This window comes from Rothia sp. HMSC066G02 (assembly GCF_001813145.1).
GTDB lineage: Bacteria > Actinomycetota > Actinomycetes > Actinomycetales > Micrococcaceae > Rothia.
Genome location: NZ_KV811593.1, coordinates 223457 through 243889, shown reverse-complemented (window position 1 = coordinate 243889; position 20433 = coordinate 223457). Strand labels below are relative to the sequence as shown.

General features: G+C 60.1%; 13 protein-coding genes and 1 tRNA gene. 11 read left to right on the top strand and 3 right to left on the bottom strand.

The window, feature by feature from the left end:
* Positions 1-4: 4 nt before the first annotated feature.
* Together HMPREF2894_RS05430 and HMPREF2894_RS05425 are read right to left on the bottom strand one after the other, a co-directional pair.
* Positions 5-952: an NADP-dependent oxidoreductase gene (locus tag HMPREF2894_RS05430; RefSeq protein WP_070678132.1), complete on the bottom strand. Its 948-nt coding sequence runs from the start codon at positions 950-952 to the stop codon at positions 5-7.
* Between the two features lie 230 nt (positions 953-1182).
* A tRNA-Arg gene (locus HMPREF2894_RS05425) sits at positions 1183-1256 on the bottom strand.
* A 74-nt stretch (positions 1257-1330) separates the two neighbouring features.
* On the opposite strand from HMPREF2894_RS05425, the gene argS reads away from it, so the two are divergent.
* The 9 genes from argS (at position 1331) to HMPREF2894_RS05380 (ending at position 14893) form a co-directional block, all read left to right on the top strand.
* Positions 1331-2995 (top strand): arginine--tRNA ligase, encoded by a 1665-nt coding sequence (gene argS, locus HMPREF2894_RS05420; protein WP_049352986.1) that lies wholly within the window; start codon positions 1331-1333, stop codon positions 2993-2995.
* Between the two features lie 82 nt (positions 2996-3077).
* Positions 3078-4598 carry a diaminopimelate decarboxylase family protein gene (locus HMPREF2894_RS05415; RefSeq protein ID WP_049352985.1) on the top strand — a complete coding sequence of 507 codons (1521 nt, stop codon included), beginning with the start codon at positions 3078-3080 and terminating at the stop codon, positions 4596-4598.
* A 302-nt stretch (positions 4599-4900) separates the two neighbouring features.
* The gene (locus HMPREF2894_RS05410; protein ID WP_049337337.1) at positions 4901-6190 is read left to right on the top strand and encodes a homoserine dehydrogenase; all 1290 of its coding nucleotides are present in this window, start codon (positions 4901-4903) and stop codon (positions 6188-6190) included.
* A 157-nt stretch (positions 6191-6347) separates the two neighbouring features.
* Positions 6348-7448, top strand: coding sequence for a threonine synthase (thrC, locus tag HMPREF2894_RS05405; RefSeq protein WP_044150573.1), 1101 nt, complete (start codon positions 6348-6350; stop codon positions 7446-7448).
* Between the two features lie 123 nt (positions 7449-7571).
* Positions 7572-8540, top strand: coding sequence for a homoserine kinase (gene thrB / locus HMPREF2894_RS05400; RefSeq protein ID WP_049352984.1), 969 nt, complete (start codon positions 7572-7574; stop codon positions 8538-8540).
* A 510-nt stretch (positions 8541-9050) separates the two neighbouring features.
* On the top strand, positions 9051-11219 hold the full coding sequence (gene rho, locus HMPREF2894_RS05395) for a transcription termination factor Rho (RefSeq protein ID WP_049352983.1): 2169 nt from the start codon (positions 9051-9053) through the stop codon (positions 11217-11219).
* 143 nt (positions 11220-11362) lie between these two features.
* Positions 11363-12445 carry a peptide chain release factor 1 gene (gene prfA, locus HMPREF2894_RS05390; protein ID WP_049337341.1) on the top strand — a complete coding sequence of 361 codons (1083 nt, stop codon included), beginning with the start codon at positions 11363-11365 and terminating at the stop codon, positions 12443-12445.
* Between the two features lie 152 nt (positions 12446-12597).
* Positions 12598-13506: a peptide chain release factor N(5)-glutamine methyltransferase gene (gene prmC / locus HMPREF2894_RS05385; RefSeq protein WP_049340673.1), complete on the top strand. Its 909-nt coding sequence runs from the start codon at positions 12598-12600 to the stop codon at positions 13504-13506.
* Positions 13507-13687: 181 nt separating this feature from the next.
* On the top strand, positions 13688-14893 hold the full coding sequence (locus HMPREF2894_RS05380; protein ID WP_049352981.1) for an L-threonylcarbamoyladenylate synthase: 1206 nt from the start codon (positions 13688-13690) through the stop codon (positions 14891-14893).
* A 162-nt stretch (positions 14894-15055) separates the two neighbouring features.
* Here the strand turns inward: HMPREF2894_RS05380 and HMPREF2894_RS05375 are convergent, their stop codons facing one another.
* The gene (locus HMPREF2894_RS05375) at positions 15056-16057 is read right to left on the bottom strand and encodes an NAD-dependent epimerase/dehydratase family protein (protein WP_070667271.1); all 1002 of its coding nucleotides are present in this window, start codon (positions 16055-16057) and stop codon (positions 15056-15058) included.
* Between the two features lie 429 nt (positions 16058-16486).
* Here HMPREF2894_RS05375 and HMPREF2894_RS05370 point away from each other — a divergent pair, with 429 nt between their 5' ends.
* Together HMPREF2894_RS05370 and HMPREF2894_RS05365 are read left to right on the top strand one after the other, a co-directional pair.
* Positions 16487-18454 (top strand): glycosyltransferase family 2 protein, encoded by a 1968-nt coding sequence (locus tag HMPREF2894_RS05370; RefSeq protein ID WP_070678130.1) that lies wholly within the window; start codon positions 16487-16489, stop codon positions 18452-18454.
* Positions 18454-20412, top strand: a complete 1959-nt coding sequence (locus tag HMPREF2894_RS05365) for a polysaccharide biosynthesis protein (RefSeq protein WP_070678128.1) — start codon at positions 18454-18456, stop codon at positions 20410-20412. The genes HMPREF2894_RS05370 and HMPREF2894_RS05365 overlap by 1 nt, the downstream gene beginning before the upstream one ends.
* The last annotated feature ends 21 nt before the right edge of the window (positions 20413-20433 follow it).

Genomic DNA, 20433 nt, shown 5'->3' with positions numbered 1-20433 from the left:
CTCGTTAGGGAACCAGCACGATCTTGCCGCGGGTGCGACCCGTCGCCACCAGGGCATGAGCCTGCGCAGCCTGCGAAAAATCAAGCACCTGATCCACGTGCACCTTCAACAGGCCCAAGGACATGAGGCGGGAAATCTCCTGCATCTGCGCGCGGTCCGGGTGAACCGTCAGCCACTGCGCCTCGAAGCCGCGCTCACGCGCAACATCCAGCGGGTCGGGGCTGGTCAGGGTAACAATACGACCGCCGGGAACCAACACCTCCAGCGAATCGAGGAAGGTCTGCTGACCGGTGGAATTGAGTACCACATCCATGGTCTGACCCAGTACGGCACGGAAATCCTCGGTGCGGTAATCAATGGGCTGGGCACCCAACGAGCGCACAAACTCGTGGTTCGCCGCGGAGGCGGTCGCAAAAACCTGCGCGCCAGCCTGCGCCGCCAACTGAACAGCGAGGTGACCGACGCCTCCGGCACCGGCGTGAATGAGCACGCGCTCGCCTTCCTTCAATCGCGCCACTTCGAAGAGCGCCTGGTATGCGGTCAGCGCCGCCAGGGGAGCGCCACCCAATTGTGCGCAGGGAACATCGGCAGGCACCTTCACCAGCTGATGCGCCGGGGCGAGAACATACTCGGCGTACGCACCGGCGGGGGAGGGGAAAGACACCAGGCCAAATACGCCGTCGCCCACTTTAAAACCCGTGTAGTCGCCGGCGGTGGCAACCACGGTGCCGGCAACATCCCAGCCGGGCACGAAGGGCTTGTACGACGGGTCGGCAAGCTGAGCGGCGGGCCCCAGACCCTTGCGAGTGGTTAGGTCAATCGGGTTGACACCGGCGGCAACCGTCTTGATGAGCACGTGACCGCGCACCGGTGAGGGGATAGGCACGTTTGCTTCGTGCAGAACGCTTTCGTCGCCCCATTCGGTGAGCTGAATCTGGCGCATGGTGGTCATCGGGTTACCTCCGCTGTTGTGGCTTAAAGTTCGGGTTGAGTTGAACAGTGTGCGCGTTTCCCTATTCTCTCAAGGGTGCGAGCGTTGCCACAACAGGCAGGAGGGTAGTGTCCACCCTCTGAAGTTGAAGAGGGAGCTGCCCAGCATGGCCGCTAAATAAAAAGGAGCCGATACCCGAACAATACGCCTCGGATATCGGCTCCCGTGTTCCCTCTCGAATAAGAACATCGTGCCCCTGAAAGGATTCGAACCTTCGACCCCCAGTACCGGAAACTGGTGCTCTAATCCGCTGAGCTACAGAGGCAACCCACCTATGGTATCAGATATGCACTAGATAAAGGGTCAGGCACCTGCCAAGGCTTGCTAGAATAGTTTGTTATGACTCCTGAAGAACTCTCTGAAGCCATTGCGCTTGCCCTTGAAGAAACCATTTCCTCCGGCCAGCTGACCCTCGTGGAGGGCGCTGAACTGCCCGCCGTCCGAGTAGAGCGCCCCAAGTCCCGCGAACACGGCGACTGGGCAACCAACGTCGCTCTGCAGCTCGCCAAGAAGGTGGGCAAGAACCCGCGTGAGGCAGCAGCTCTTCTGGCAGAGAAGATTGGCGCCATCCCCGGTGTCGCATCCGTAGATATTGCTGGTCCCGGCTTCCTGAACATCACCCTGGACGCTGCAGCTGCTGGTGAGCTTGCCGCCACCATCGTTGAGGCTGGCGAAGCATACGGCCGCAGCGACAAGTTCGCCGGTAAGACCATTAACCTTGAGTTCGTCTCCGCGAACCCCACCGGCCCCATCCACCTGGGCGGTACCCGCTGGGCTGCCGTCGGTGATGCGCTCGCCCGCGTCCTTGAGGCTGAGGGCGCTAACGTCGTGCGTGAATACTACTTCAACGACCACGGTACCCAGATTGACCGTTTCGTGCGGTCCCTGATTGCCGCTGCTCGCGGTGAGGAGACCCCCGAGGACGGCTACGCTGGCGCGTACATTGTTGACATTAAGGACCAGATTCTGGCTCAGCGCCCCGACGCGCTTGAGGCTGAGAACCCCGAAGAGATTTTCCGCGAAATCGGTACTCACCTGATGTTCGATCAGATCAAGGAGTCCCTGGCGGCATTCGGTACTCACTTTGACGTGTTCTTCCACGAGAACTCCGTGTTCGAAGGCGGCAAGGTGGACGCCCTGCTTGAGACCATGCGCGAGAACGGCCAGCTCTTCGAAGCTGACGGTGCATGGTGGATGCGCACCACCGACTACGGCGATGATAAGGACCGCGTGGTCATCAAGTCTGACGGCAACCACGCCTACGTGGCGGGTGATATCGCCTACTACCAGGACAAGATGACCCGTGCAGTAAACCCCGCTGACGTGGCGATTTATATGCTCGGCGCTGACCACAGCGGCTACGTGGGCCGTCTGAAGGCTATCGCCCAGATTCTTGGTTACCGCGCCGACCAGATTGAGGTCATGATCGGTCAGCTGGTAAACCTGGTCAAGGACGGCAAGCCCGTCCGCATGTCCAAGCGTGCTGGCACCGTGGTCACCCTCGAGGACCTGGTCGAAGCTGTGGGCGTTGACGCAGCCCGCTACGAGCTGACTCGCTACTCGGTGGACACCCCCATCGATATTGACCTGGGCCTGCTGACCTCCAAGAGCAACGAGAACCCGGTCTACTACGTGCAGTACGCTCACGCACGTACCGCCGCTGTGGCACGTAACGCTGCGGAGGCTGGCGTGAAGGTTGAGGACGGCGTGGACACCTCCCTGCTCGACTCGGCTGCTGACGGTGAGCTGCTGGCTGTACTCGGCCAGTTCCCCGCCGCTGTGCGTGATGCCGCGAAGTTCTACGAGCCGCACCGCGTGAACCGCTACCTGGAGCAGCTCGCTTCGGCGTACCACAGCTGGTACGGTGTCTCCCGCGTCGCCCCCAAGGCTGATGAAGAGGTCACCGACCTGCGCCGTACCCGCCTGCTACTGAATAACGCAGCACAGCAGGTGCTGGCTAACGGCCTGAACCTGCTGGGTGTGAGCGCACCCGAGCGCATGTAATACTCTCATTTCAACCCCCGACCCGGTGCTACCGGGGCGGGGGTTGAACGTATGCCGGCAAGATAGCTAAGAAAGAGACACGATGAGCGAAGCCCGCGCCCTCTACGCCCCCGAATGGCTCACCTACCCCGAGCACCCCGAGACCCTGTCCCGCACCATCTGGACTGACTCCTTCACCCGCAATGAGCAGGGCGAGCTCTGCATTGATGGCGTGACCGTCAGCGACCTGGTTGATGAGCACGAAACCCCGCAGTACGTCTTCTCCGAGACGACCTTCCGTACCCGCGCCCGCGCCTACCGCACCGCTTTTGAGCAGGCTTTCGCCGCGCACGGTGCGAAGGTAAGCGTCTACTACGCCGGTAAGTCGTTCCTGTCCACTGCCGTGGCGCGCTGGGCGACCGAGGAGGGCCTGTGCCTGGATACCGCCTCCGGTGGTGAGCTGGCGTTGGCTCTGCGCGCACAGGTGCCCGGTGCGAACATCGCCCTGCACGGTAACAACAAGTCGGAGGCTGAGATCGCCCGCGCGATCCGTAACGGCCTGGGTCGTGTGGTGGCTGACTCGGTGGATGAGCTCAAGCTCATTGAGTGCGTGTACGCCGAGCTTGCCGCCGAGCGTGTGGCTGAGGGCGAGGAGCCGTACGCCCCGGTTCCGGTGCTGATTCGCATCACCCCCGGTGTGCATGCCTCGACCCACGAGTCCATTGCGACCGCACACGAGGATCAGAAGTTCGGCATGTCCCTGCAGCCCGGCACCGCCGCGCTCGCCGGTTTGGAAGAGGAGGAGCTGGAGCACTGGGGTGTTGAGGCTACCGATTCTTACGCGGCTCTGGCTGCCGCGATTCTGAATGCGACCGATTCCCTGGATTTCCGCGGTATTCACTGCCATATTGGTTCGCAGATTTTTGAGGCGGAGGGCTTCGAGCAGGCGGCTACTACCGCCCTGGAGTTCATGAACCGTCTCAACCGTGACCTGGGCGTGACCCTGCCGGAGCTGGACCTGGGTGGTGGCTACGGCATCGGCTACACCGAGGCGGATCACCCCCGCTCCATTACCGAGGTGACCGAGTCGATTGCCGCTTCCGTCGCGGCGACCTGTGAGCGCCTGGGCATGGCGATTCCGCACATGTCGTTCGAGCCGGGCCGTTCCATTTCCGGTCCTTCGGGTGCGACCCTGTACACGGTGGGCACCATTAAGAACGTGAGCATTGAGGATGAGAACGGCGAGATCCGTGTGCGCCGCTACGTTTCGGTGGACGGCGGTATGAGTGATAACGCCCGCCCGGTGCTGTACGAATCGGATTATTCGGTGACCCTGGCGAATCGTGCTCCGGCGGGGGAGCAGGTGCTCTCTCGCGTGGTGGGTAAGCACTGCGAGTCTGGCGATGTGGTGGTGCGCTACTGCTACCTGCCCGCTGACCTGCAGGCTGGCGATATTCTGGCGGTTCCGGCGACCGGCGCGTACTGCTATGTGCTGGGTTCGAACTATAACTTCTTGACTCGCCCGCCGGTGATTGCCACTGCTGAGGGTAAGCCTTCTCGCATGATGATTCGCCGTCAGCGTGAGGAGGATATGTTGGCGCTGGATATGGGGTCGGAAATCTAAGAACCCTGTCTGACATCATGAAAAGCCGTGAAGTTCCCGTTTCTACAATGCGTGCCGTGAGGTGGCGGTTGCGGGCGGGGTCTTCACGGTTTTGTGCGTTCACAACATGGCAGAAGATAAGGTTCACCTCATAACTGTGAGGGATACCTCATCTCAGAGAGTAAAAGTCGCAGCTTGAGGCTGCTGAGCCGTCCCCGCCTCTTGATAAAGTGGTTGTTGAGTGCGTGCTCTGCGCCGCATCCACACCGTAGCCCGAAGAGATACCGGGGCGAACCCGGAACAGACCGTAGAAAGAGACTATCGTGGCTGAAAAGATCAAAGTAGCACTGCTTGGTGCCGGTAATGTCGGTTCCCAGGCTGCTCGCATCCTGGTCGAGGATAACGCCGTCCTTGAAAAGCGCATTGGCGCCCCCGTGGAGTTGATCGGTATTGCTGTGCGCGATACTAATGCATCCCGCCACTGGAATGCGGACCCCTCGCTGTACACCACCGACGCTGAATCCCTGATTGATGCGGCGGATGTGGTCATCGAGCTGACCGGCGGTATTGAGCCGGCTCGCACCCGCATTCTGCGTGCTCTGAAGGCGGGTAAGTCCGTGGTCTCCGGCAACAAGGCGCTGCTGGCTAAGCACGGTGTGGAGCTGCAGGCTGCCGCTGATGAGTCCGGTGCTCAGCTCTCTTACGAGGCTGCTGTTGCGGGTGCTATCCCGATTCTGCGCCCCCTGCGTGACTCCCTGGCTGGTGACCGTGTGACCCGCGTTCTGGGCATCATGAACGGCACCACCAACTACATTCTTGACCAGATGGACACCACCGGCGCATCCTTCGCAGACGCACTGGCTGAGGCTCAGAAGCTCGGCTACGCGGAGGCTGACCCGACCGCTGACGTTGAGGGCCACGATGCCGCGTCGAAGGCTGCGATTGTTGCTTCGCTGGCGTTCCACTCTGACTTCACCATCGATGATGTGCACACCGAGGGCATTACCTCCATCACCGCTGATGATGTTGCTGCCGCGGATGCTGATGGTTACGTCATCAAGCTGCTGGCTATTTGTGAGCGCGAGGGTGAGAACGGCGCTAACATTCGTGTGAACCCGACCCTGATTCCGCGTCAGCACCCGCTGGCGGGCGTGCACGGTGCGTTCAACGCTGTATTCGTTGAGGCGGAGAACGCTGGCGAGCTGATGTTCTACGGTCCCGGTGCGGGTGGCGCTCCGACTGCTTCGGCTGTTCTGGGTGACTTCGTGTCCTTGGCTCGTCGCCTGGTGCTGGGCGGTCCCGGTGTTCCGGAGACTTCCCACGCTCAGCTACACGCAACCAGCTTGGACAACGTGATTTCCCGCTACTCGGTGGGTGTTCTGGTGGAGGACCGCCTGGGCGTTCTGGCGAATATTACCCGTATCCTTGCCGAGCACGGTATTTCGGTGGATTCGCTGCGCCAGTCCACCCCAAAGGAGGGCGCGGCTCAGATTCGTATGGTGACCCACTCGGCGAAGGATTCCGATCTGCGCCGTGCGATTGCCGTGATTGATGCTCTGGACACTGTGCGTGAGGTGAACTCGGTCATCCGCGTGGAGTCCGAGAAGCACTAAGGCTCAAAAGCGTTATCTATGTGCGGCACGCGCCGCTCACTAAACGTGCGATGTTCGCTTGCGGGTGCATCGCTCACTAACTAACCCGCGTACCCGCTACCGCGCCGGACCTATGGGAGGTCCGGCGGGCGGGGCGCCAAGATTGAAGGAGAAGCCAATGGCACACGTGTGGCAGGGCGTTATCAATGAGTACCGTGACCGTCTGCCCTTCGCAGACGATGTGAAGGCTGTGACCCTGGGCGAGGGCGGCACCCCGCTGATTCACGCGCCGGCACTGTCTGCTGAGACCGGCAACACCGTTTACCTGAAGTTTGAGGGTATGAACCCGACCGGTTCGTTCAAGGACCGCGGTATGACCAGCGCGATGACCGCCGCTAAGCGTGACGGTGCGAAGGCTGTTGTGTGTGCTTCGACCGGTAACACTTCCGCGTCGGCTGCTGCGTACGCTTTGCAGGCTGGTATGCGCTGTGCAGTGCTGGTTCCGGACGGCAAGATTTCCATGGGTAAGCTGTCTCAGGCGATTGCTCACGGTGCTGACATCATTCAGATTGACGGCAACTTCGACAACTGCCTGGAGATTGCTCGCAAGCTCAGCGAGAACTACCCTGTGTTCCTGGTGAACTCGGTCAACCCGTACCGTATTGAGGGTCAGAAGACCGGTTCGTTCGAGGTTGTTGACACCCTGGGTGACGCTCCCGATTACCACCTGCTGCCGGTTGGCAACGCGGGTAACATTACCGCGTACTGGAAGGGCTACAAGGAGTACTCGGAGCCTTACACCAACCGTGACGGTAAGGTGCTGGAGCCGGTTGCGACCAAGCGTCCGATTATGTGGGGCTTCCAGGCTGCTGGTGCTGCACCGATCGTTGCTGGTCACCCGATTGAGGCTCCTGAGACCATTGCGACCGCAATCCGTATCGGTAACCCCGCGTCGTGGGAGAAGGCTGAAGCTGCTCGTGACGAGTCCGGCGGCGTGATTGAGGCTGTCACCGATGAGGAGATTCTGGAGGCGCACCGCTGGCTGTCCGCCCGCGAGGGTGTCTTCGTGGAGCCGGCTTCGGCTGCCGGTGTTGCGGGTCTGCTGAAGAAGCACCGCGCAGGTGAAGCTCCCGAGGGTAAGACCATCGTGATTACCGTGACCGGTCACGGTCTGAAGGACCCGCAGTGGGCTCTTGAGGCTGTTAACGGTGTGAAGGTTGAGCCGACTAAGGCTCCCTTCGACGTGGTTGCTGTGGCAGATATTCTTGATTTGAACTAGTCTGTTCATACTACGATGTGCACTCCGTCCCGTGTTTGCGGGGCGGGGTGCACCTGCATGACAGCCCCTTTTTGTATCTTTCACCTATTCACTCATTACGTCACCGATCGCGAGGTTCTTCTCATGTCTTCCCTGCATATTTCTGATATTCCGGTGGGCGCGTCCGTTAAGGTTCGCGTTCCCGCTACGAGCGCTAACCTGGGTCCCGGCTATGACAGCATGGGTTTGGGTCTTGGCTTCTATGATGAGCTGGTTGTTGAGCGTATTGAGTCCGGTCTGGAGTTTGAGCTCAGCGGTGAGGGTAGCGCGGATGTTCCTCGCGACGAGAGCCACCTGGTTTTGCAGGCGATGAAGGCTGGTTTCGCTGCGGCTGGTTTGGACGAACTGCCGCCGGTGAAGCTGATTGCTGATAATAAGATTCCGCATTCTCGCGGTATGGGTTCTTCGGCGTCGGCTATTGTGGCGGGCGTGGCTGCGGCGAGCGGTCTGCTGCCGGAGGAGCACCGTCTGAGCCGTGAGCAGATGCTGCAGGTCGCCTCCGATATGGAGGGCCACCCGGATAACGTGGCTCCGGCGATTTACGGCAACCTGTCGGTGTCCTGGGGCGAGATGGGTAACTGGAAGACCCTGATTATTCCGGTGCATCCTGATGTTCGCCCCGTGGTGGCTGTGCCCGATTATGAGGTGTCGACCAAGCTTGCTCGTTCGCTGATCCCTGCGCAGATGCCCCACGTTGAGGCGGTGGCGAACTCGGCTCGTGCGGCGTTGTTGGTGCGCACTCTCTCTGATGCTCCCGAGTACCTGATGGATGCGACCGTGGATTACCTGCATCAGGGTTACCGTGTGACCGCGATGGAGCCGTCGGCTGCGCTGGTTGCGTATCTGCGCGGTCAGGGTTTTGCGGCGGTGATTTCTGGTGCTGGCCCGACCGTTTTGACCTTTGCGCACGGCGAGGAGCAGGTGCGACAGGTTCAGGAGGCGATTGCCGAGTTTGAGGCGACTCACCCTGGTAGCGCTATTGCGGATCGCCGCCTGAACTGGCGGGTGCTTCCCCTTGAAATTGATACTGAAGGTGTTATAGTTACTCAGTAGGACGTTATTAGTTCGTCCTATGTTGAGGTTCGCCCGTCGTTCAATGTAGACCGTCGATACTATCCTTCGTAACGTACTTCCGTTTCCCCTGATGCCTCAGATGCTTTTGTATCTGGGCGGGAGCCGGTAAGGTTCGGGGGAGTGCCTTTGGGATTCATGTCTTTCTTTATTTCTGACGCATAGGGGAAGACTTTTCTGAGGGTTCGGTTTCGCGGCGGGTGCCCTTTCAAGTGACCAATCCGTCCTCTTCATCTCGTGTAGATGGTTCTATAGATGATGGTTTGGGCTTGCCCACATTTGTGATAGAGCGCCTTATCTTCCGTGTGTGCTCGCTGTGTCTGAATCAGCGGGTACGGTAAGAGACGCGAACCGCCTCCAGCGCGGTTCGAGGGAGTCGAAGGTGCAGACTGCTGTTTTCTTTCGGCAGTGTCTAAACCTTTGACCGCGCTATAGCGCCCGCCCGATCTTTATTCTGAAGATTTTCAGGGCTTATAACCAAAGGAATTGTAGTTGGCAAAGAATATTGTTGTCACCGATGAGTACGGTACGGCAGCTGCCGCACCGGAACTTGCAAACTTGAAGGTCGCGCAGCTGCGTGTCCTCGCCCAGCAGCTTGGTATCCGCGGCTATCTGAAGTTGAAGAAGGCCGAGCTGGTTCAGGCTCTTGAAGAGCATCAGCGTGGTGGCGCCGTAGCCGCTCCTGCTGCGCCCAAGTCTGAGGCACCTAAGTCTGAGGCTGCTGCTGAGTCTGCCCAGACTCCCGCTGCTGAGACGACTGAAGAGTCTAAGCCTCGCCGTACCCGCCGTACTCGCGCCCAGAAGGACGCCGAGGCAAAGGCTGAGAAGACCGAAAACGCTGAGGCTACTGAAGCCCCCGCTGAGGGCGCTGAGAAGGCTGAAAAGTCTGAGAAGCGAACCCGCTCTTCCCGTTACGAGACTCCCGCTCAGAAGCGTGCGCGCGCTCGCCGTGCCGCTGAGGGTGAGGACGCATCGGCTGAGAAGTCCGAGAAGACTGAGAATAACGAGAAGCCGGAGAAGCGTACCCGCCGCACCCGCACCCGTAAGGACGAGAAGCCCGCTGAGCTTCCTCCGCTGGATGTGCGCGCTGAACTGGCTGCTGAGCGTATTGGCGAGCGTGCGGAGCAGGTTGACCTGCCCGGTAACTCTGCTGAGCTGAAGGCTACTACCGCTGACGGCACCGCGAGCCTGGACAGCCTGAACGCTGCCCTGGACATGACTTTTGGCACCCCCGACGGTGAGAAGAGCTCGAAGCGTACCCGCACCCGTGAGCGTCGCCGCGACCAGGATGGTGAGCGTACCGAGCGTCGCACTAAGCGTGACCGTCAGGCTGAGCGTGCAGAGCGCAACACTGAGCGTAGTGAACGTGCCGAGCGTAAGGCTGCTGAGCGTGCAGAACGCGCAGAGCGTGCCGAGCGCACCGAGCGTACTGAGCGCCGTTCCAAGCGCGACCGTCAGGCTGAGCGCACCGAGAAGCAAGCTCGCCGCCGCGAGGAGAACGAGCCTCGCCTGAGCGAAGACGATGTGCTGGCACCGATTTCGGGTGTTCTGGACATTCTCGACAACTACGCTTTCGTGCGTACCACCGGCTACCTGCCCGGCACCAACGACGTGTACGTCTCCCTGGCTCAGGTGAAGAAGTACAACCTGCGTAAGGGCGACCACGTGCTCGGTGCGATTCGCGTGCCGCGTGAGGGTGAGTCGAGCAGCCGCCAGCGTTTCAACGCGCTGGTTCAGGTTGAGGCGATTAACGGTCAGAGCGTTGAGGAAGCAGCGAACCGCCGCGTCTTCTCGAAGCTGACTCCGCTGTACCCCAAGGAGCGTCTGCGCCTGGAGACCACCCCGAAGAAGCTGGGCACCCGCGTGGTGGACCTGGTGTCCCCGATTGGTAAGGGTCAGCGTGGTCTGATTGTGTCCCCGCCGAAGGCGGGTAAGACCCTCATGTTGCAGTCCATTGCGAACGCGATTACCGTGAACAACCCGGACGTGTACCTGATGATGGTCCTGGTGGATGAGCGTCCTGAAGAAGTGACCGATATGCAGCGCACCGTCAAGGGTGAGGTTATCGCCTCGACCTTCGACCGCCCGGCTGAGGATCACACCACTGTGGCTGAGCTGGCTATTGAGCGTGCGAAGCGTATGGTGGAGCTCGGCTACGATGTGGTCGTGCTGCTGGACTCCATGACCCGCCTGGGACGCGCATACAACCTGGCGGCTCCCGCATCCGGTCGTATCCTCTCCGGTGGTGTGGATTCTGCCGCACTGTACCCGCCGAAGAAGTTCTTCGGTGCTGCCCGCAACATTGAAGAGGGCGGCTCGCTGACCATTCTGGCTACCGCCCTGGTTGAGACCGGCTCGAAGATGGATGAAGTGATCTTCGAAGAGTTCAAGGGCACCGGTAACATGGAGCTGCGCCTGTCCCGTCAGCTGGCGGATAAGCGTATCTTCCCGGCGGTTGATATTAATGCTTCTGGTACTCGCCGCGAGGAGAACCTGCTCTCCCCGGATGAGATCAAGATTATGTGGGGTCTGCGCCGTGCCCTGGCGGGTATGGAACCCGAGCAGGCTCTGGGTGTTCTGACCAACCAGCTGCGTAAGACTGAAAGCAACGTGGAGTTCCTTCTGACGGTTCAGAAGAACGGTCTGCGTCTGGTCGACTAAGGCTCGTATCTCACGCGCCCCACCTCCTCATTGTGGGTGGGGCGCGTGAGCCGTTCGTTTTGTGCATCCCCGTTGTGAGGGGTGTGAGATGTCTAGTGCCTGCCCGTGCGGCGTAAAGTGCGGGAGATGGAAGAGAGAACAGAATGTTTGAATCTATTCAGGTTCTGCTGGATGAGCACGCTGACCTGCAGAATCAGCTGGCTGACCCCGCCGTGCAGGCGAATCAGGGTAAGGCACGCCGTGTGGGCCGCCGCTACGCGGAGCTGACCGGTATTGTGACTGCATACAATAAGTACACTTCGCTGAAGGATGACCTTGAGGCTGCTCGCGAGATGGCTGATGAGGATCCGGATTTCGCGGCGGAGATTCCCGGTCTGGAGGAGGAGCTGGAGGTTGCTCAGGAGAAGCTGCGCCGCCTGCTGATTCCGCGTGACCCGGATGATGGCCGTAACGTCATTCTTGAGGTGAAGGCTGGTGCCGGTGGTGACGAGGCGGCTCTGTTCGCTGGTGACCTGCTGCGCATGTACATGCGTTATGCCGAGAACAAGGGCTGGAAGACTGAGATTATTTCTTCGACCAGCACCGATGTTGGCGGTTACAAGGACGCCCAGATTGCTATTAAGGGCTCCTCGAATGAGCCGGCTGAGGGCGTGTGGGCGCACCTGAAGTATGAGGGTGGCGTGCACCGTGTGCAGCGTGTTCCGGCGACTGAGTCTCAGGGCCGTATCCACACCTCCGCTGCCGGTGTTCTGGTGTTCCCCGAGGTGGATGAGCCGGAAGAAATCGAGATTAACCAGAACGACCTGAAGATTGACGTGTACCGTTCTTCGGGCCCCGGTGGCCAGTCGGTGAACACCACCGACTCGGCGGTGCGTATTACCCACCTGCCCACCGGTATTGTCGTGGCGATGCAGAATGAGAAGTCTCAGCTGCAGAACCGTGAAGCTGCAATGCGCGTGCTGCGTGCGCGACTGCTGGCTCACCAGCAGGAGCAGATTGACGCTGAGAACGCGGCGCACCGTGCTTCGCAGGTGCGTACCATGGACCGTTCGGAGCGTATCCGTACCTACAATTTCCCAGAGAACCGCATTGCGGATCACCGTACCGGCTACAAGGCGTACAACCTGGATGCTGTACTGAATGGTGACCTGGAGCCTGTGGTTCAGTCCGCTATTGAGATGGATGAGGCGCACCGCCTCGCTCAGGTGGGCCAGGAACAGAAGTAGTTCTGTGCAGACGTAGGTTCTGTATATAGACTCTTGTCGATTCACTGAATCGACGTGAGATGTTGGTGAGGGGCTCGCCGCTACGGCGGTGGAGCCCCTCACCTGTATGCCGCGATAGGCTTTGAGCCGTTGAGAGATGAAAAGGAGAGCTCATGAAGGTGAATGTGCACGACCCCCGCGGGGAAGAACTCGCGCAGGTACTCACGCGCGCCACCGCGGCACTGGCGCAGGTGCCCAGCCCCCGCGTGGACGCCGAGCTCCTCGCCGCGCACCTGCTCTACGACGGCTCACGCTCACGCCTACAGCACGCCGCGCTCATGGGGGAGCGGCTCACCCCCGCACAGGTCGCAGAGTACGAGGCGCTGGTCGCCCGCCGCGCCTACCGCGAACCGCTGCAGCACATCACCGGCTCCGCTCCCTTCTACCGCCTAGAACTGGCAGTCGGACCGGGCGTGTTCGTACCCCGCCCCGAGACCGAGCTACTCGTCGAAGAAGCCCTCAAGGTGCTGACCGCACGCACCGATTCGACAACCGGTCAGCTGCGCATCGTCGACCTGTGCACCGGCTCCGGGGCTATCGCGGCGGCAATTAAGAGCGAACTGCCGAACGCCCAGGTGTTCGCGGTGGAACTCTCCGAAGACGCCATCCCCTACACCCGTAAGAACCTGGAGCCGCTCGGCGTACACCTGGTTCAGGGGGACGCCCTCACCGCCCTGCCCGAACTTTCCGGAACCTTCGACGCGGTGCTCTCGAACCCTCCGTACATTCCGCCGGCGAACGTACCCGCCGACCCGGAAGCCGCCCTGCACGACCCGGACATGGCTCTGTACGGCGGGGGAGAGGACGGCATGCAGATGCCCTCCGCGATTGCCGCCCGCGCCTTCGAACTTCTTACCCCCGGCGGTCTGTTCATCATGGAGCACGACGACACCCAGGAAGAAGCCGTCGCCGAGCTGTTGGCACGTGTCGGCTTCGAGGACTGCTACCCGGTGCGTGACCTGAATAATCGTCCGCGTCATAGCGTCGGTTATAAACCGCGCCCACTAGAGCCTTTAGACTAGTAAATGCACCACCTAGCCCGTGCCGGGCTGCATGAAGGCAACGCGTCCGCCCCAGTAGTCAGCTCAGTAGCCAGCTCAGAGCCGGCGAAATACGGTGAACCCCCGGAAGAGTGCTTCCACATGGCGCGTTGTGGGTGCCGGTGTCTCGCCGCATCCAGAAAAACATGAGAGAATAAGACCCGTGACTGCAAAGCTGTACCCCGTAACGACTGAAACTGAGACCCGCGAGGCCATTGAAGCTGCCCGCGAGGCGCTGAAGGCGCACGACACGATTGTGATGCCCACCGATACCGTCTACGGTATTGCCGCCGATGCTTTCTCGCATCAGGGCGTTGCCAAGCTGCTGGCAGATAAGGGCCGCGACCGCACCATGCCGCCGCCCGTGCTGATCTTTGATCTTGCTGCGCTCGCTGGCGTGGTCGACGACGTTCCGGACGATATTTACGATCTGGGTGGTCGCTTCTGGCCCGGCGCGCTGACTATCATTCTTCACGCGTACCCGTCGCTGAGCTGGGATTTGGGTGAGACCCGCGGTACTGTTGCCGTGCGTGTTCCCGATGACGAGTTCGCCCTGAAGCTGCTGACTGAGCACGGTCCGCTGGCGGTTTCGAGCGCGAACAAGACCGGTCAGGAAGCCGCACTGGACGCACAGACCGCCATGGATTCTCTGGGCGAGGACGTTGCTGTGGTGATTGACGGTGGCGCTCGTCCTAAGCCGCTTGAGTCTGAGCCGAATGAGGACGGCGTGGTTGTGGTGACTGAGCGTGACCCGGCACCGTCCACGATTCTGGATTGCACTTCCTTCCCCTACGTGGTGGTTCGTGAGGGCGCAATTTCGGTGGAGGAGCTGCGCGAGGTCGTTCCGACCATTCTGACTCGTGCGGAGGCTGACGAGCAGGCGGCTCGTAAGGTTGAGGAAGCTGAGGCTGCTTCTTCCGCGTCGTCTGAGTCGACTCCTTCTGAGCGTGCTCTGGATGAGCAGGCTGACCTGGATGAAGCGTACGAGCAGTGGGACAGCACCCACACTGTGAGCGGTGAGCCTGCTCGTCGCGCTTCGGCACCGGTGGCCGGTTCTGTCGCTGCGTCCCTGCTGGGCGCTACTTCGGCTCTGTCTTCTGCTTTCAGCACTGGCGTGGACCAGGAGCGTTCGCGCGGCTACCGTGACAACACTCCGAAGCCGGTTCGTGCGGATGAGCCGCAGACTCACCCAGTTCCTGCTGATACTGCTCGCGCGCTGGTCTTTGGCGCGTCGAAGATTGAGACTGCCTCTAAGGATGAGGCTAAGTCGGCAGAAGCTAAGACTGAGGCTACCAAGACTGAAGCTGAGGCAAAGGTTGAGTCTGAGGCAAAGACCGAGCAGAAGGACGCCCCGGAGGATCACCTCTAAACCTCTGCGAGTTATAAAGCTCGGAGCATAAAAACGTATAGGGAACCCCCGATATATCGTTCAGATATATCGGGGGTTCCCTTTCGTTATGAGTCCTACAGGTTATGCGCTCCTGGGCTGCGTGCCTCAGGTTGTGCGCTGCTAGGGGCGCACGTACGCTACCTAGTTCTTGTCGAAGCGGCGGTCCTTCTTCTTACCCAGCGCGGTGTGGGCGTTGCGCAGTACTTCACGCACGCGCGGGGTGGGCAGAAGGTTGTTGTCACGTGCCCAGGAGTCGTCGATGCCCTGGCCGAACCACATGACCTCGACCTTACGCACGGATCCTGCGAACTTGTCATTCATCAGCTCGGAGACGGTGTAGCCCGCCTTGACGGCTGCGCGGCAGAGCCACTCGGGCAGGCGGTGCGGGTGGCGGCGACCAGCGTCCACGGATGCGGAGGCAACGGTTGCGCCTTCCCAGGGCTGCAGCACGATGGTGGGTAGCTCGCCGGGGAAGGTGCCGAGCATGACCACGAATTCTGCGAGGGCTTGCACGCTGGAGACCGGGGACTTGCCGGTGCCTGCACCCGCAACGGATGCGAAGGGGGAGGAAGCTATCTTGGCGAAGAGTTCGGTGGTGCGTCGGCCTCGGCCCTGCACGCTGGTTGCGCGAAGGATGCACAGTTCGGGTGCGCAGTCGGGGTGCTCTTCGAGGAAGTAGTCCTGCAGGTCGAGCAGCGCTTCTTCGCCGAGTGCCTTGGAGAAGGAGTAGGCACTGAACGGGTTGGTCTCTTCGGAATCATCCAGCACGAGGCGCGGGCCCTGTACCGCTGCGGAGGAGAGGTGGATGACGCGGCGTACGCCGGTTCGCTGTGCGGCGATGGCAATTACGGCGGGAAGCAGGGCGTTTGCACCGACGAGCGGAGGTAGATCCTGCATATTGGGCGCTGCGAGGCCCGCTGCGTTGACGACGACCTGCGCGCCGGCGAAGGCTTCTGCGAGGGAGTCGATGATGCCTTCAAGCTGGTCTGCCTCGTCGATGATGCTATCTACGTCGAGGGCGCGGGTTGCGAGTCGAGGTGCCTCGATGGGATCAACGCTGATACCTTCTGCGTTTAGACGCGCGACGATGGAGGAACCAACGAAGCCGCTGGCGCCAATGACTTTCCACTTGGATTCGGACATCTCTTTTACCTCTCACGAGCCCGCGTACGTTGCGGGGAAAAATGGGGTCATTTCAACTTTCCCATATTTGAACAGTTTATGGGGAATTTGTGGGTTTTTATTCGGTCTCTGGTCGTTTTTTCGCACGGGGTGCACAGCGCAAACACAGGCTGTGAAGCTGGTAGCTTGATGGATACCCAAAACTGGGTGTGCGGGTGCGTCCGCTATGCGGATAAATCAACTGAATTCGGTTGTTTATTTGTCATAAAGTGCGTCTTTTGAGGTGATGGTTCACTCTCTAGTGGAGACCGCAGGTAGAATATTTTCTTTGAGTGATATATCCACACGGTTGAATACCGCGGGCGCGAGAAACACCATAAGCGCCCAGCTCGGTATGGGTATATCGCGTACCGGCTGATTCAGGCGCATCGCGCCACGGAGGGAGAACTTATGGCAGAAAAGTACAGCGACGTGACCGCTTTTGCCCAGCCTTCTTCCGATCAGTCTTCTTCTCACAATTCTTTGAATGAGTATCCCCGCACGGTTGCCGTGGTGGTGACTTATAACCGTGAGGACCTGCTGCCGAAGACCCTTGCTGGTATCGCTTCTGGTGAGCGTGTGCCTGCGGCGGTGGTGATTGTTGATAACGCCTCCACGGACGGTACTGCTGAGTATCTGCGTGCCCTGGACTACGAGCTACCGGTGGATTGCATCCGCCTGGAGAGCAATATGGGCGGTGCTGGCGGTTTCGCGGTGGGTATTGATCGCGCCCTGGAACGCCATAACCCGGATCTGGTGTGGGTTATGGATGATGACACCGAGCCGACCGAGAACACTCTGTCGGAGGCGGTTGCCGCCTGGCTGAACTATTCGCCGGTGCCTTCGCAGCGCCCCGCGGTGGTGGCGTCTCGTGTGGTGTGGACGAACGGCGAGGACCACCCGATGAACACTCCGCGCACGATGTTTGCGGCGGGTCAGCAGCGTTATGCTCGTGCGCAGGCGGTGAGTGCCCGTCCGATTCGTAGCGCCTCGTTCGTGTCGATTCTGATGGACGCGCAGGCTATTCGCCGTAATGGTGGTTTGCCGATTGCTGAGTTCTTCATTTGGAATGATGACTTCGAGTTTTCGACTCGTCTGATTCATCACCGTGACGGCATTGCGGTGCCTTCTTCTGTGGCTAAGCACCACACGAAGACTTTTGGTACGACGAACGCTGACCCGGGCCCGCGTTTCTATAACGATGTGCGCAATAAGCTGTGGGTCTTTACCCGTTCGCGTACCCTGAACCCGCTGGAGAAGCTGTTGTACGGTGGCTCGTCGGCGCGCCTGTGGATTTCTACTGTTCTGCGTACTGATGACCGCCGCACCTACCTGGGGTATTTCCTCAATGGTGTGCGTGATGGTTTGCGTGCGCCTCGCCCGAATGCTCAGGTGCTTGAGGGCATTTACCCGCTGACTTTCCCCGGCCGCTACGGCGTGCCGGCATCCGCTGAAAGCCCCGCTGATTCTGAGAAGGCGCGTGGTTGCGTGAGCTCTGTACCCGATTTCTCGGTGCTGATGAGCGTGTACGCGAAGGAGAACCCCGCCTATCTGGACCAGGCGTTGGAGTCAAATCTTCTGAACCAGACGGTGCGTCCTTCCGAGCTGGTTTTGGTGAAGGACGGTCCGCTGACCCCCGAGCTGGATGCCGTGGTGGACCGCTGGGTTCAGCGCGCCGAGAATCTGGATTGCCCGCCGATTCAGGTGGTGGAGCTGGCTCAGAATGTTGGTTTGGCGGAGGCGCTGAACGCCGGTCTGCAGGCGTGTTCGTATGAGCTGGTGGCTCGTGCTGATTCTGATGATCTGTCTGAGCCGACTCGTTTTGCGCGTCTGATTCCTGCCCTGGTGCAGGGCGGCTACACGGTGCTGGGCTCTGCCATGCTTGAGGTGAATGAGAGCAATACTGCGGTGGAGTCGACCCGCGAGGCGATTGTTGAGTCCGAGCGTCTGCTGCGCGCGATGGATTCGCGTAACCCGATTTATCACCCGTCGGTGGCGTTCGTGAAGAGTGCCGTGCAGCAGCTGGGCGGTTACGAGTTCGTGCCCGGCGCTGAGGATTGGTGGCTGTGGATGCGTCTGCGCGATGCCGGCTACCGTCTGGGCAATATCCCCGAGGCTCTGGTGCGTTACCGCGTGGGTGCGGGCGCGTACACGAAGCGTGGGGGAGTGGACGCCTGGTTGCAGGATGTGGCGATTCAGCGTCGACTGTACACCGGTCACGGTATTTCTAAGCTTCAGTGGGCTCAGAATATGGCGGTGCGTAGTGTGTACCGTTTTGTTCCTGAGCAGGCGCGCCGTTCGGCGTTTCGTGCGTTGTCGTCGTTGACGGCTCGTGCTTCTTCTCGTTCTTCTGGTACCGCATCTGAAGGAGGCATGTAGTGGCTCAGTTGAAACCTCACGCTCATGTGGTGATGCGGAAGGCGGCTCAGCGCGGCACGATGGTGACGGAGGGTGACTCTGGCACGATGCTGGTGAACCGCCTGTATGAGCGTAAGCCGTGGTGGCTGATTGCGCAGGCTCTGATCGATTCGAGCGCGTGGCTGCTGGCGGTTTTGTTCGCGTACATGCTCCGCTATAGTGTGCTGCTCAGTAACGGTTCGGTGTTCGATATTATTCACCCGGCGTCGTTGACGATGACCGCTACGTTGGCTGTGGTGTTGCACCTGGTCATTGGTCTGGCGGGTGTGAAGATTTATAACGGCGTGTATTCGTACGGTTCGTTTGACGAGTCCTGGCGTGCCGGCGCGGCTGCTTTGAGCGCGGGTGCGGCGTTGACTGCTTTCTCCTTTGTGGATGAGCTGTTGGGTCTGCCCCATATGCCGCATAGTGTGCCTGCGATTGCGGCGGCATTTAGCTTGATTATGATGGCGGGCGCTCGCATGGCGAAGCGTGTGTACACTGAGCGCGGTGCTGTGCGTGAGCTGACCGGTGAACCGGTGATTGTGTACGGTGCCGGCTTTATTGGCGGCATGGTCATGGATTCGATGCTGCACGATGAGGATGCGAAGCTTCGCCCGGTTGCGGTCTTCGACGATGATCAGCTGAAGGCTGGTACGAAGTTCCACGGCATTTCGGTGATTACGACGTACCGCGAGCTGGAGCAGGTGATTCGTGAGTCGGGTACCCGTAAGATTCTGGTGACGATTTCGGATATGTCGGAGGATTACTTCGAGTCCTTCTGCAACCGCATGCGTAAGCTTAAGGTTGAGGTTCAGCGTATTAGTAGCGCGAATGCTCGACTGATGGGTGAGCGTCTGATTACCGCGAGCGATAACGACCTGATGCGCGTGATTCGTGGTGAGATTAACTACGATATTGACCGCGATATTCTGCGTTCGTACCTGCACGGTAAGCGCGTGCTGGTCACAGGTGCGGGCGGTTCGATTGGTTCTGAGCTGTGCCGTCAGATTAGCGAGTTTGAGCCTGAGACCCTCATGATGCTTGATCATGATGAGACTCTGCTGATGGAGACGAAGGTTTCGATTACTCACGAGTCGAGCCTGGACGATGACCGCATCATCCTGGCTGATATTCGTGAGGGTGATAACCTGCTGGAGATTTTCCGTGACCGTCGCCCCGAGGTAGTGTTCCACGCTGCAGCTTTGAAGCATGTGTCGGCGCTGGAGGCGTACCCGCAGGAGGCGTGGAAGACGAACTCTCTGGGTACTCTGAACGTGCTGCGTGCCGCGGAGGCGGTGGGCGTGAAGACCTTCGTGAACGTTTCGACCGATAAGGCTGCGGACCCGAAGACTGCGCTGGGTCAGTCCAAGCGCGTGGCGGAGCGTCTGACCGCGTACTTTGGCGAGAAGACCGGCAACACCTACGTGTCGGTTCGTTTCGGTAATGTGTTTGGTTCGCGCGGTTCGATTAAGCCGCTCTTTACGAAGCAGATTCTCTCGGGTGGTCCGATTACCCTGACCGATAAGCGCGCGACCCGTTACTTCATGCTGATTACCGATGCCTGCCTGCTGGTGATGCTTGCCGGTGCGATTGGTCGCCCGGGTGAGGTCATGGTGCTGGATATGGGTCAGCCGGTCAAGATCCTGGACGTTGCGAAGGCGATGCGCCAGGCGTATGAGCGGTATGACGTGGAGATCAAGGAGATTGGTCTTCGTAAGGGTGAGAAGCTGGATGAGACTCTCTTCGGCGGTACCGAGAAGCTGGTGCCGAGCGAGGAGAACCGGTATATTTCCCGGTCGAGTGCCCCGGCACTTGACCCTGATGAGCTCGATTATGAGCGGTGGATTCAGAACTATCGGGAGCACAGCGGCTATGAACGTCATGGCCTGGAGCGTGCCCCTGATCCGCGTACTTTGGCGGATGCGCAGACGTTCTAATCTTTAGGGAATGACATCGGA